The sequence below is a fragment of the Campylobacter novaezeelandiae genome, assembly GCF_004323845.1.
GTDB lineage: Bacteria > Campylobacterota > Campylobacteria > Campylobacterales > Campylobacteraceae > Campylobacter_D > Campylobacter_D novaezeelandiae.
The window spans coordinates 63,315-76,063 of record NZ_QPGR01000006.1; the positions used below are offsets into that span (position 1 = coordinate 63,315).

Annotated in this window: 13 protein-coding genes; 9 read left to right on the forward strand and 4 right to left on the reverse strand. The window is 27.0% G+C overall.

Features of this window, described 5'->3' with window-relative positions; all coding sequences use genetic code 11:
• The first annotated feature begins 73 nt into the window (after positions 1 to 73).
• From fabZ to mreC, 5 genes are read left to right on the forward strand one after another with little or no spacing between them, the layout of a single operon-like run.
• On the forward strand, positions 74 to 514 hold the full coding sequence (fabZ, locus tag DU473_RS04065) for a 3-hydroxyacyl-ACP dehydratase FabZ (RefSeq protein WP_131163029.1): 441 nt from the start codon (positions 74 to 76) through the stop codon (positions 512 to 514).
• Positions 511 to 1,305, forward strand: coding sequence for an acyl-ACP--UDP-N-acetylglucosamine O-acyltransferase (lpxA, locus tag DU473_RS04070; RefSeq protein ID WP_131163030.1), 795 nt, complete (start codon positions 511 to 513; stop codon positions 1,303 to 1,305). The genes fabZ and lpxA overlap by 4 nt, the downstream gene beginning before the upstream one ends.
• A complete protein-coding gene (gene clpX / locus DU473_RS04075; RefSeq protein WP_131165931.1) occupies positions 1,298 to 2,533 on the forward strand; it encodes an ATP-dependent Clp protease ATP-binding subunit ClpX in 1,236 nt (411 codons plus the stop codon). The genes lpxA and clpX overlap by 8 nt, the downstream gene beginning before the upstream one ends.
• A complete protein-coding gene (locus tag DU473_RS04080) occupies positions 2,530 to 3,570 on the forward strand; it encodes a rod shape-determining protein (RefSeq protein ID WP_131163032.1) in 1,041 nt (346 codons plus the stop codon). The genes clpX and DU473_RS04080 overlap by 4 nt, the downstream gene beginning before the upstream one ends.
• Positions 3,560 to 4,309, forward strand: coding sequence for a rod shape-determining protein MreC (mreC, locus tag DU473_RS04085; RefSeq protein ID WP_131186562.1), 750 nt, complete (start codon positions 3,560 to 3,562; stop codon positions 4,307 to 4,309). The genes DU473_RS04080 and mreC overlap by 11 nt, the downstream gene beginning before the upstream one ends.
• Here the strand turns inward: mreC and prfB are convergent.
• A complete protein-coding gene (prfB, locus tag DU473_RS04090) occupies positions 4,304 to 5,404 on the reverse strand; it encodes a peptide chain release factor 2 (RefSeq protein WP_131163034.1) in 1,101 nt (366 codons plus the stop codon). The genes mreC and prfB overlap by 6 nt on opposite strands.
• 136 nt (positions 5,405 to 5,540) lie before the next feature.
• Entirely contained in the window at positions 5,541 to 7,175 is a 1,635-nt protein-coding gene (locus tag DU473_RS08445; protein WP_131186563.1) for a DUF8374 domain-containing protein, read from the reverse strand.
• A gap of 75 nt (positions 7,176 to 7,250) precedes the next feature.
• Here DU473_RS08445 and rimO point away from each other — a divergent pair, with 75 nt between their 5' ends.
• Together rimO and tilS are read left to right on the forward strand one after the other, a co-directional pair.
• Positions 7,251 to 8,567: a 30S ribosomal protein S12 methylthiotransferase RimO gene (gene rimO / locus DU473_RS04100; RefSeq protein WP_131186564.1), complete on the forward strand. Its 1,317-nt coding sequence runs from the start codon at positions 7,251 to 7,253 to the stop codon at positions 8,565 to 8,567.
• The gene (tilS, locus tag DU473_RS04105) at positions 8,557 to 9,528 is read left to right on the forward strand and encodes a tRNA lysidine(34) synthetase TilS (RefSeq protein WP_131186565.1); all 972 of its coding nucleotides are present in this window, start codon (positions 8,557 to 8,559) and stop codon (positions 9,526 to 9,528) included. The genes rimO and tilS overlap by 11 nt, the downstream gene beginning before the upstream one ends.
• On the opposite strand, the gene DU473_RS04110 is transcribed toward tilS, so the two are convergent.
• Complete coding sequence (locus tag DU473_RS04110) at positions 9,505 to 10,218, reverse strand: EI24 domain-containing protein (protein WP_131186566.1); 714 nt, start codon at positions 10,216 to 10,218, stop codon at positions 9,505 to 9,507. The genes tilS and DU473_RS04110 overlap by 24 nt on opposite strands.
• A complete protein-coding gene (gene dut / locus DU473_RS04115) occupies positions 10,218 to 10,904 on the reverse strand; it encodes a dUTPase (protein ID WP_131163039.1) in 687 nt (228 codons plus the stop codon). The genes DU473_RS04110 and dut overlap by 1 nt, the downstream gene beginning before the upstream one ends.
• A gap of 67 nt (positions 10,905 to 10,971) precedes the next feature.
• Here dut and DU473_RS04120 point away from each other — a divergent pair, with 67 nt between their 5' ends.
• Both DU473_RS04120 and DU473_RS04125 read left to right on the forward strand, forming a co-directional pair.
• On the forward strand, positions 10,972 to 12,369 hold the full coding sequence (locus DU473_RS04120; RefSeq protein ID WP_131186567.1) for a hypothetical protein: 1,398 nt from the start codon (positions 10,972 to 10,974) through the stop codon (positions 12,367 to 12,369).
• 11 nt (positions 12,370 to 12,380) lie between these two features.
• Positions 12,381 to 12,731 carry a DUF8374 domain-containing protein gene (locus tag DU473_RS04125; RefSeq protein ID WP_498365876.1) on the forward strand — a complete coding sequence of 117 codons (351 nt, stop codon included), beginning with the start codon at positions 12,381 to 12,383 and terminating at the stop codon, positions 12,729 to 12,731.
• Positions 12,732 to 12,749: the final 18 nt, after the last annotated feature.

The window sequence follows — 12,749 nt, forward strand, 5'->3', positions numbered from 1 at the left end:
AATTTTTATGCTTTTATTAGTATTTTTTTTGTAAAATTCAGTTTTTTTGTAATAAATGTATTGAAGGCTTTTAATGATAAATGTATCACAAATTCAAGAAATTTTACCTCATCGTTACCCTTTTTTATTAGTAGATAAAATTACTGATCTTCAAAAGTCGCAAGTAGTTAAAGGTTATAAAAATATTAGCATTAGCGATCCAGTTTTTTTAGGACATTTTCCAGATCATCCTATTTATCCAGGAGTGCTAATTTTAGAAGGTATGGCACAAACTGGAGGGGTTTTAGCTTTTGAAAGTATGGAAGATAAAGTTGATCCTAAAAGTAAAGTGGTGTATTTTACTGGTATAGACGGAGCTAAATTTAGAAATCCAGTGCGACCTGGAGATAGGCTTGATTATGAAATGAGCGTTGTGAAAAATCGTGGAAATTTATGGATTTTTCAAGGAAAAGCTTTTGTAGATGGTATATTGGTTGCAGAAGCAGAACTTAAAGCAATGATAATTGATAAATGAAAAATATTCATCCAAGCGCAGTTATTGAACAAGGGGCTATTTTAGGTGAAAATGTTATTATAGAACCTTATGCTTATATAGGAAAAAATGTAAAGTTAGGCAATAATGTTACTATAAAACAAGGAGCAAGAGTTTTAGCTCATACTAGTATAGGAGATAACTCTACCATTTTTTCTTATGCTATTGTAGGAGATATTCCTCAAGATATTTCTTACAAAAAAGATGAAATTATAAGCGGTGTTAATATAGGTAAAAATTCAGTTATTAGAGAATTTGTAACAATAAATTCAGGAACGCAAAAAGCAAATGGGTTTACAACTATAGGAGATAACGCTTTTATTATGGCATATTGTCATGTTGCACACGATTGTGTTTTAGGAAATAATATTATTTTGGCTAATAATGCAACTTTAGCAGGACACGTTGAATTAGGGGATTATGTTATTGTTGGTGGTTTAACTCCTATTCATCAATTTGTTAAGGTAGGAGAAGGTTGCATGATAGCCGGCGCGTCTGCACTTTCTCAAGATATAGTTCCTTTTTGTTTAGCTGAAGGAAATCGTGCGAGCATTAGAAGTCTTAATTTGGTAGGAATTAGAAGACGTTTTGATAAAGATGAGGTCGAAAGGTTAAATAGGGCTTATAAATTCTTATTTAATAAAGGCAATATTAAAGAAAATGCACAAGAATTATTAGAAAAAAATTTAAGTGAAAATGTAAATAAAATGTGTCAATTTATTTTAGAAACAAAGCGAGGAATACCTATTTATAAAAGGAAAAATAATGGCTAAGAAATGTAGCTTTTGCGATGAAATAGAGAGTTCACAAAGAAGAATACTCTCAAATGAGCATGATGATGCTTTTATTTGCGAGTATTGTGTTGAGGGAGCCTATAGTTTAATCTTTGGCGAAGAGAAGAATTTAAAAGAGGTAAATCAAAAAGAGGATAATTATTTTAAAGATTTAACTCCAAAAGAATTAAAAGCTTATCTTGATCGTTATGTTATAGGACAAGAAAGAGCCAAAAAAGTTTTTAGTGTTGGAGTTTATAATCATTACAAAAGACTTTTTAAAACACATTTAAGTGAGGATGATACAGAGTTATTTAAATCAAATATTTTATTGATAGGTCCTACAGGAAGTGGTAAAACTCTTCTTGCGCAAACTTTAGCAAAATTCTTAGATGTTCCTATAGCTATTTGTGATGCTACTTCTTTAACTGAAGCAGGATATGTAGGGGAGGATGTTGAAAATATTTTAACAAGATTATTACAAGCTGCTGATGGTGATGTAGAGCGTGCTCAAAAAGGAATAGTTTTTATTGACGAAATTGATAAAATTGCAAGAATGAGTGAAAACAGATCAATTACGCGTGATGTAAGTGGAGAAGGGGTGCAACAAGCTTTGCTTAAAATTATTGAGGGTTCTTTGGTTAATATTCCTCCAAAGGGTGGCAGGAAACATCCAAATCAAGATTTTATCCAAATAGATACTTCTAATATCTTATTTGTTTGCGGTGGTGCTTTTGATGGTATCGAAACAATATTAAAAAGAAAATTAGGCGATAATGTTGTTGGCTTTTTTGATGATAAAAAAGAGAAAAATAAAAATTTAATGGAAAAAATTGAGCCTGATGATCTTGTGCATTTTGGACTTATACCTGAACTTATAGGACGTTTGCATATAATTACTTCCTTAAATGAATTAGACGAGGAAGATATGATAAGGATTTTAACTGAGCCTAAAAATGCTATTATTAAACAATATCAAAAACTTTTTGCCATTGATGGAGTAAGATTAAAATTTGAAGATGATGCTATAAGAGCAATAGCGCATTTAGCCTTAGAAAGAAAAACGGGAGCAAGAGGACTTAGAAGTATTATAGAGGAAATGATGACTGATTTAATGTTTGAACTTCCTGAATATAAAAATTATGATATTATCATCACAAAAGGCGTAGTTTGTGATAATGAAAAAGCTTTGCTAATTAAAAAAACAGATAATAAAGGAAAAGAATGATACTTGATCAACTTATAGGATTTTTTTCTAGCGATATGGGAATAGATCTTGGCACGGCTAATACTTTAGTATTGGTTAAGGATAAAGGTATAGTAATCAATGAGCCTTCCGTGGTAGCAGTTGAGCGTGAAAGATATGGAAGTAAGGCTAAAATTTTAGCTGTAGGAAAAGAAGCTAAAGATATGGTAGGAAAAACCCCAGGTAACATAGAAGCCATTCGTCCTATGAAAGATGGAGTAATAGCTGATTTTGATATGACGGAAAAAATGATTCGTTATTTTATAGAAAAAACTCATCGTAGAAAATCTTTTTTGCGTCCTAGAATTATTATTTCTGTTCCTTATGGTCTAACTCAAGTTGAAAGAAAAGCTGTTAGAGAGAGTGCTTTAAGTGCTGGTGCTAGAGAGGTATTTTTGATAGAAGAACCGATGGCAGCAGCTATTGGAGCAAATTTACCTATACAAGAACCAAAAGGAAACTTAGTTGTAGATATAGGCGGAGGAACTACTGAAATAGGTGTTATTTCTTTAGGTGGTCTGGTTATTTCAAAATCTATTCGCACTGCTGGAGATAAGCTAGATATGAGTATAGTTAATTATGTAAAAGAAAAATATAATTTAATTATAGGTGAAAGAACTGGAGAAGAGATTAAAATCACTATAGGATCAGCTATTCAGCTCATGAAAGAATTATCAATGGTTGTTAAAGGGCGTGATCAAGTAAGCGGATTGTTAAGTCGTATAGAACTTACAAGCGAAGATGTAAGAGAGGCCATAAAAGAACAGCTTAAAGAAATAGCAGATGCTTTAAAAATGGTACTTGAAATGATGCCACCTGATTTAGCTTCAGATATTGTAGAAAATGGAGTTGTTTTAACAGGAGGTGGGGCACTTATTCGAGGACTTGACAAGTATCTAAGTGAGATTGTTCGCCTTCCAGTTTATATAGCTGATGAACCTCTTTTAGCTGTAGCAAAGGGAACAGGTAAAGCTTTGGAGGAAATTTCATTATTACAACAGCTAACTAATGAAGAGTAGAATACGTTATATTTTAATTTTAGCATTTTTAGTTTTTATCTCTTTTTATTATGGAGGAGTTATAAAAAAAAATATTCTTTGGATTAATGATGTAATAATTGGAAATTTTTACAATCTTAAAGAATACATTTATAATAATATTTCAAAACATTTTAATCAAGCAGAACAGATTTCTTACTTAAAAAAAAGAAATCAAGAGCTTGAAAATTCGAGTATATTGGCTACTACTTTTGCCAATGAGCTAAACCGTCTTTTAGAAGATAGAAATTCAACTCAATATTTTCCAAGAATTTCTTTAGTAAGAGCTATATCTTATGTGCAGATTAATGACTATAAAAGAGTATGGCTTGATTTGGTAAAAAATCATGAAAATAAAAATAGAGGCCTTATCTACAAGGGATTTACTGCAGGTATTTCTATAAATAAAGATGGACGCGTTATGGCTTTATTGCAAGGAGATGATCAATGCGTTTTTTCTATTTATATTGGAAAAGATAAAGCTCCTGGATTGATTCAGGGTCGTAATGGAAAAATATATGTTAATTTTATTCCTAAATGGGCCAAAATTAAAATAGGAGATGAAATTCTCACAAGTGGTCTTGATGGGATATTTTTTGCAGGAATTCCAGTTGGAGTGATTACAAAAATTAATGATGAAGATATGTATCAAAGTGCAGAGATAGATCCATATGCTAAGATAAATATCCCGGCATATTTTTATATAGTAGATAATTTATGATTTATTTTTTAAAGCAATTAAAACACCTTCAATTATTTTTTTAATATCTCCATCTAATATATTATCAACTTGGGAAAAAGCTTCATTGGATCGGTTGTCTTTAACTTGTTGATAAGGAAAAAGTACATAAGATCTAATTTGATGTCCCCATCCTATTTCACTTTTTTCGTTTGAATTATTAGCATCTTGTTGTTTCATAAGTTCTAATTCATAGAGCCTTGATTTTAGCATTTTAAAAGCAGTAGCTTTATTTTTATGTTGGCTTCTATCGTTTTGACACTGCACTACAATTCCACTTGGCATATGAGTTATTCTAACAGCTGATTCTGTTTTATTAACATGCTGACCTCCAGCTCCACTTGCTCTATAATAATCAATTCTTATATCTTTTTCTTCAATTTCAATCTCAATATCATCATCAAGTTCTGGACTTACCATAACGCTTGAAAAACTCGTATGACGACGTCCAGCACTATCAAAAGGAGAGGTTCTAACCAGACGATGAATTCCATTTTCAGCTTTTAAATAACCATAAGCATTTTCACCCTTAACTAGAAAACTAACATCTTTAAGTCCTGCCTCATCACCTTCTTGAAAATCCAAAGTTTCAACCTTAAAACCTTCTCTTTCACAAAATCTTAAATACATTCTATAAAGCATACTTGCCCAATCATTACTTTCTGTTCCACCAGCCCCTGGATGAATAGAGACTATGGCGTTTTTATTGTCATTTTCTCCGCTTAAAAGCATAGAAATTTCAAGACTTGTGATAGTATCTTCTAATTTTGAGGCATCATCAAATAAAGATTTTAAAATTTGTTCATCATTTTCGTCATTAGCTAAATCAAAAAGTTCGCTAGCATCATTAACTGCATTGAAAGCATTTTCATAGTTTTTTAACAGATTAGAAATTTTTGTTTTTTCTTTGCCTATAACACCTGCTTGTTTAACATCGCTCCAAAAACTTGGAGAATTTTCTAATTTTTCTATTTCTTCAAGACGTTTTTTTATATCATCTGGTTTTATAATAGAGGCGATATTATTAACTTTATTTTTAAGAGTTTTAATAAGTTCATTAAATTCATAATTATCCATAAAATTCTTTCTTGATATTTATAAAATTTTTATAATTTTATCAAAAAATTAAAAATTTTATTTTAAGTTTTAAATATTTAGTTATTAAATAATACTTGGCAATCGATTTTTTTTAGATAAATAAAATTATCTAAAATTATAATTTATTCTTTTTAAATTCTCTCTTCAACCTAGGCACATCTTTGAATATAAATTTGATATACCCCCCCCCATACCAATTTTTATTAGCCTGTATTAAAGCCTCTCCTAATTTATAAGTAAAACATTCTTTTTCTTTTAAGGCTTCATTGTAATCAGGATAAGTTTCTAAACTAGGCAAGGCTAAGTTTGGATCTTGTTTTATTTTTTCTTCATAGATTTTTTGTTCAAATTTATGTTTATCTTTTATATAAGATAATACATAAGGCATTCTTATGAAGCCAAATATACTTTTTGAATTTTCTATTAAAGCTTGTCCTAATTTATAAGATAAGTGATTATGAATTCTTGCTTTTGCTGAATTTGGATTTATCATAGTAAGTTTAGGCATTATTGCATTTATTTTTATACCCATTTGTTTGGCTAGTTTTTTATTTTGTAATTTTTTAAAGATTAAATCTTGCTCTAGGTTTGCTAATTCTAAGTTCGTTTTTTGGTTAATTTTTAAATTTTGCTGACTTAGATCAGAAATTTGTTTTTGCAAAGGAGCTAATTTTCTTGAATCCATTATGGCGCAATACTCATCAATAATTTCTTTATAAAATTTTATAGGTGGGATTAAATGATTAAAATCATATTCTTTTTTTATTGTTATTTTTTCATAAGCTAGAATTTCAAAATTTGTAGTTTGAGAATAAGGAATATAATCATTTTTAACAAGAAAAAAACTAATAAAATTCATACTAGAATTTAAAAGTGGTTTAAATTTCATATTAGGTTTTATGCTTAAATCATCAAAGTGAGTAAAATTAGTAAAACCAAGATGAGAAAAGTTAATTCCCCATTCTATCTCTTTTTTATTTATAAATTTAAATTTGCCTTTAGAATCCCAAAAATGAATTCCTATAATTTTATAATCATTATATTTTTGATCAATTTCTAATTCATCATTGTGATCTATAAATAAACATTCTTCTTTAAAACTTGAATTTTCTTTGGTGAAGCACTCTTTAGAAAGTTTTTTACTAAAATATTTAGCTTTAATAATTTTAAAAGTAGGATTATCATAAGAAAAATTAATTTTTTTAGGTTTTAAAAACTTATGAAAATTATTTGCTATATTTTCTCCTAAAGTTCTCATAACAAAATCAAAATCATGAGCACCATCTCTTAGGGCTTGAAAAGTATAAAGTAAATTGGTTTTGATATAAAATTCTTGTAAATCTATAACATTGAAACCATATTTATTAGCTAGTTTTTTATGAAAATTATTAATACTTTTTATACATACTTCATTCATCCAAGTTTGAGGAGTGGGAGTTATAAAAACTATAATTTTTTTATTTAAATGAAAAAGCTCTTTATAAAACCAATCAATAATTTCAAAAGAATATTTTAAACTGTTTATATTATTATACATTCCTATATCATGGACATTGGAAGAAGTTATGATTAAATCAGAATTTTTTAAAATTTCATAATTCCTTTTTAATTCATAAAGGTTTTGTAAAGCTGAGGTTCCTCCAAGAGCAAGATTACTTACTTTAAATCCTTTTTTTCTTAAACCTACTTGAATGCCATTAACCATTACAAAAGCACTGCCACCAAGTAAAACTATATTTTTATTTAACATTAAATTTCTCACTAATCTTTGATATAATTTTGGCGTCGGATTATATCAAAAAAAAAAAAAATAAAAGTAGGGAAAATGCCAAAACTTTATCTTTTATCTTTGGGTTGTAATAAAAATTTAGTTGATAGTGAAATTATGCTAGGTCGTTTAAGTGAGTATGAAATTTGTGATGAACCAAATAAAGCAGATGTGATTATTGTTAATACTTGTGGGTTTATTGAAAGTGCTAAAAAAGAAAGTATAGAAGCGATTTTAAATTTACATGAACAAAGAAAGAAAAATTCCCTTTTAGTAGTTACAGGTTGTTTGATGCAACGTTACCGCGAAGAGCTTATGAAAGAACTTCCAGAAGTTGATCTTTTTACAGGCGTAGGTGATTATGAAAGAATTGATGAGATGATACTTAAAAAAACAAATTTATTTTCAAGTTCAACTTATTTGCAAAGTGAAAATTCTAAACGCATTATCACAGGATCAAATTCCCATGCTTTCATAAAAATCGCCGAAGGATGTAATCAAAATTGTTCTTTTTGTGCTATCCCAACTTTTAAGGGCAAACTAAAATCACGTGAAATTTCAAGCATAGTAAAAGAAGTTAAAGATTTAGTAAAAAAAGGTTACAAGGATTTTTCTTTTATCGCTCAGGATACAAGCTCGTATTTATATGATAAAGGGCAAAAAGATGGACTTATTTATTTGATCGAAGAGATAGAAAAGATAGAAGGCATAAAAGCAGCTAGAATTTTATATCTTTATCCTACAAGTGTGAGTAAAACTTTAATACAACGCATTATTGACTCTAAGATTTTTGTGAATTATTTTGATATGCCTTTGCAACATATTAGTGATAATATGCTTAAAGTTATGAGAAGAGGAATGAATTCTGAAAAACTTAAAGAAATATTAACTTTAATGAGAAATGCTAAAGATAGCTTTTTAAGAACAGGTTTTATTGTAGGACATCCTGGCGAAAGTGATGAAGATTTTAATGAGCTTTGTGAATTTGTAAAAGATTTTGATTTTGATAGAATAAGTGTTTTTGCTTATTCTAAAGAAGAGGATACTGCTGCTTTTAATATGGAGCAAATTCCTTTTAAAACTATAAATTCAAGACTTAAAAAAATAGAAAAAATTGTAGATAAAGTGATAAATGAGAGTTTTAAAAAAGAAGTAGGTAAGAGACGCTTAGTGGTTTGCACAGGAGAAAGTAGCGAGGGTGAATTTTTTATTGCTGGAAAAGATTTAAGATGGGATAGGGAAATTGATGGAGAAATCCTTATCAATGAAAGCGAATGTGGAAATTTAGAAATGGGACAAATTTATGAGTGTGAAATTTTACAAAGCGTTGATAAAAAACTTATTGCAAAAGCTTTGAAAAAATATGCAGATTAAAGAGGAAATTTTAGAATTTTTAAGAAAAGGTAAAAATTTATTAGCTTTTTCTTATGGAAGTGATTCTACCGCACTTTTTTATTTTTTGATGCAAGAAAAAATTGAATTTGATCTTGCTATGATCAATTATAAAACAAGAAAAAATAGCGATTTAGAAGAAGATGAAGCTAAAAAACTTGCTTTTAAATTTAATAAACAAATTTTTACTATTTCAGCTCCTTTTTTTAAAAATAATTTCGAGCAAAATGCAAGAGCTTTTCGTTATGATTTTTTTGAAAAGATTTGTTTTAAATATCATTATAATAATCTCATTTTAGCTCATCATTTAAACGATCAACTAGAATGGTTTTTAATGCAGCTTTCGCGTGGAGCAGGGGTGATAGAGCTTTTAGGAATGAGTGAATTTGAAAAATGTAAAAATTATAATCTCTTACGCCCTTTACTCTTTACTTCTAAAAATAAAATTTTAAGCTTTCTAAATAAAGAAAATATCAAATACTTTAATGATGAAAGCAATGAAAATGAAAAATATTTTAGGAATTATATTAGAAAGCATTTTTCAAATGATTTTGTAAAGGAATTTGAAGAAGGTTTAAAAAAAAGTTTTAAATATATTCAAAAAGATAAAGAAAAACTTTTTGATATAGAAAAAATAAAAGAATTTAAAGATCTTTTAATTTGCCCAAGAGATGAAGGCTATATTGCAAAGGCTGTAAAAATTCAAGGAATTGTTTTAAGTGCAGCCCAAAGAAAAGAGGCTTTAAAGGGTGATTGTATTTTAGGTGGAAAAATAGGTGTGGTTTATAAAGATAAAAGTGCTATTGTATTTAAGCACGAAATTTGTGAAAAATTACCTAAAAAATTTAAAGAAGAATGTAGAATTTTTAAAATTCCAAGGCTTTTAAGAGCTTATTTATATAATCATCATATAAGCCCTTCAGATTTTATTTTGCAATTTTAAAATTCTTTGATAACTTAGATGAGTAAGAAAAATTATAAAAAAAACTTGTAAAAATATACCCAAAAGCGGTAAAGTTGAAAGCAAATAAAAACAAAGTGTGCTGAATTTAAACTCTAAAGGAGAGAATTTATTTTGAAAAAAATTAAAATTTTCCCTGTCTAAAACAGAGCTTGTAACATCTAATATTAAAAGTTTATGAAATAGATAATAAAATACAAGATAATAAATAAAAAGATTTATAAAAGGTAAAAATAAAAAAAGAGTACATAGCACAAAAAATGCTATAAATTTTAGAAATATTTTTAAAAATTCAAAAATGATTTTTATAAAAGAAATTTCATTTTTTATTTCATAATGATAATATTTTGAGTTGATTTCTTTAACAATAAAAGGTGTTAAAAAAGATGTGATAAAAAGTGCTAAAAAAACAGAAGCAAAAATAATAACAAGACTAGAAAATAAAATACTTATAATCGCTATAATAACCTGCATAAAATGAAAAGCATAAAGCCATGCCCAAAAAGAATTTTCATCTATACTAAATAAGGTATTAAAATAATTAAATAAGAATGAAAATCCAAAAATAACTAAAATACTTACAAATAAAAAACTAAAAAGAAGTGGAATAAAAGCATATTTTAAAAATTTAATACTTAAAAAATCTTTTAAGGCAAGTTTAAAAATGAGCATTATTTGACTTTTTTATAGTATTCTTCAAGACTTTGATAGATTTCTTTATAATCAAATTTATTCTCTAAAATTTCATTTAAAATTTCGTTATCTTCTTTACCATTCCAATTTTTTTTATAACTTCCTTCTTTATAACCATGTTCTTGTCTAAAGATATTTAAAATGTTTTTACCTATATAAGTTTTATAAAGACTTTCTAAATTTAAACCACACTTAATAGCTAAAGCAAAATAATTTGATAAAAGAGTATATAAGCGTAGATTAAAACCACTACACTCATGAATTAGTAATTCAATGTCATTTAAAATATTATAAGTATCGCTCTCATTAGGCTTCATTTTTTCTTTAGAAAAGTCTTGAAAAATACTTATAGAGCTAATTTCCATAGCAATATTGTTATAATTTTTGTCGTTTTTATACTTTTCAAGTAAAAGACTAAGAATAAAATGCCAAATATCTACTAGTTCAATATGGACATTATTCCAGTCAGTTGATGAGGCGATATTTTTCCAATGCTTCCAAGCAAAGGAGTCTATAAGCTCTGCACATTCCATATAAATACAACGTCTCCAACTTATAAGCTTGCCTTCTTTAGTATAACCATTTTCCCATCCAATACCATTTGTTTCATCATTTAGTTTTTGTTGAAGTTCTAACATATTTTTTAGTATTTCTATTGTCTGCATAATTTTCTTTCTTAAATTTTTATATAATTATACTAAAAAATATATTTTAAATTTTTGAAAGTAAATAATGCAAAAAGAGTTAATTTTAGCCTCAAGAGATGATGGGTTAGGAGAAAGATTAAGAGCTATTTTGAATGCACTTTATATTGCTAAGCGTTTGAATTTTGATTTTGGTTTTATATGGCACCCTTTAAATGCTAGTGAAACTGAAGTAGCTAAAAATAAATTAGCTCCTGTTGTTGTTCCTTGTGTAGACGAAATTTTTTCTAAAGAATTTATACAAAAGTATTCTTATAATGGTATTTTTGAAAATCGTATGGATGAATTTGGCAAATTTAAGAGAAAAAGCATAAATTCTTTAAAAGATACAAAAGTTTTAAATTTCCCAATTCACGCTACACAAAAGCGTCTTGATACAATTTTTAATGATTTAGATACTAAAGAATATAAATTAAATTTGATTAAAATCTGGCAAGAGCTTGATTTTGCTCCTAAAATAAAAGAAATTTTAAAAGAAGCTGAAGAAAAAATTATTAATTTAAAGAAAAATATTGATAATAAGCAGCTTTGTTCTTTGCATATAAGAGTAGGAGATGCTATTTTTTTAAATAAATTTCAAAAACAAATTATAAGACCTAATATTTTTGCAAGAGCTCTTAATTTTACACTTGCTATAGAAATTATTAATAAAGAATTAAAAAATAATAATGCTATTATAGTTTTTAGTGATGATTTATCTTTGCTTGAATGTTTTAAAAATGAACTTCCAAATTTATTAAATCTTAATGAAATACAAAAAAAGAAATTATTTTTTTCTATAGATTTATGTGATAAAAAAGATTATGTTTATAAGGCTTTATATGAAAATGCTTTAATGTCTTGGTCTGATAAAATTTATTATACCAAAACATCAGGTTATGCAAATTTAGCTGTTTTAACTGGTAAATATAAAGAAGATATTGGAATTTATGAGTATTTTAGTGATGAAGAGCAATATAAAATTATTCAAAAATATTTAGATCGAATCAATGTTCATTCTTTTCATAAATCTTTTATTTGTTTTCATGGCTTTAGACTTGCTAAAATTTTAAAAAAATCTTTAGAAGAGATAAAATTTTGGCTTAAAAAAGCCCATTTTTATAATCCAAATAACGATGCCTTTCATCTTTTATGGATAGAAATTCTATTTAAAGAAAAGCAAATTAAAGAAGTAAATGAGTGTATTGAAAATTTACTTATGCAAAGAAAAAATGCCTTTTTAGAGACCTTATTTTGTGGCAATACAAGATATTATTGTGATTTTATATTTGATTATTTTTTTAAGTATGCTAAAAAAGGTTTTGAAAATATTGATTACATTGCAAGCTCAATTGCTTTGAATTTAGGATGCAATGAACTTTTTGAATTTTATTTTAAAGAAATTAAAGATAAATTTCAAACTCCTTTTAATTTTGAAAAAAAATAGGTGCTGAGTTTTTGATGAAAAATCATTTAAACTATAAATTAGGTGAGGCTATGGTAAAAAATTCTTTTACTTTGAAAACTTTACTTAAAAATCCTTTGGATTTATTGATAATATATTTACAGTTTAAAAAAGATAAATTTAAGCATATTAGATCTTTATCTTCTTATAAAGATCATGAAAAGGCTTTAAAATTTGTAAAAGATCATCTTTATTATAAAATAGGTTATGCTTTAATCAAGGCTCAAAAAACTTGGCATAAGGGTGGATATTTTATTTTTATAAAAGAGCTTAAAAAAATTGCGAAAGAATATAAATATAAAAAAGAGGAACGAAAGAATTTAAAGAAAATTTATAATATTTAAGTTATCGTTAATTAAATT

Coding starts and splice junctions, on each gene's coding strand:
- fabZ (WP_131163029.1), top strand. CDS start 74: ATGATAAATGTATCACAAATTCAAGAAATTTTACCTCATCGTTACCCT.
- lpxA (WP_131163030.1), top strand. CDS start 511: ATGAAAAATATTCATCCAAGCGCAGTTATTGAACAAGGGGCTATTTTA.
- clpX (WP_131165931.1), top strand. CDS start 1,298: ATGGCTAAGAAATGTAGCTTTTGCGATGAAATAGAGAGTTCACAAAGA.
- DU473_RS04080 (WP_131163032.1), top strand. CDS start 2,530: ATGATACTTGATCAACTTATAGGATTTTTTTCTAGCGATATGGGAATA.
- mreC (WP_131186562.1), top strand. CDS start 3,560: ATGAAGAGTAGAATACGTTATATTTTAATTTTAGCATTTTTAGTTTTT.
- prfB (WP_131163034.1), bottom strand. CDS start 5,404: ATGGATAATTATGAATTTAATGAACTTATTAAAACTCTTAAAAATAAA.
- DU473_RS08445 (WP_131186563.1), bottom strand. CDS start 7,175: ATGTTAAATAAAAATATAGTTTTACTTGGTGGCAGTGCTTTTGTAATG.
- rimO (WP_131186564.1), top strand. CDS start 7,251: ATGCCAAAACTTTATCTTTTATCTTTGGGTTGTAATAAAAATTTAGTT.
- tilS (WP_131186565.1), top strand. CDS start 8,557: ATGCAGATTAAAGAGGAAATTTTAGAATTTTTAAGAAAAGGTAAAAAT.
- DU473_RS04110 (WP_131186566.1), bottom strand. CDS start 10,218: ATGCTCATTTTTAAACTTGCCTTAAAAGATTTTTTAAGTATTAAATTT.
- dut (WP_131163039.1), bottom strand. CDS start 10,904: ATGCAGACAATAGAAATACTAAAAAATATGTTAGAACTTCAACAAAAA.
- DU473_RS04120 (WP_131186567.1), top strand. CDS start 10,972: ATGCAAAAAGAGTTAATTTTAGCCTCAAGAGATGATGGGTTAGGAGAA.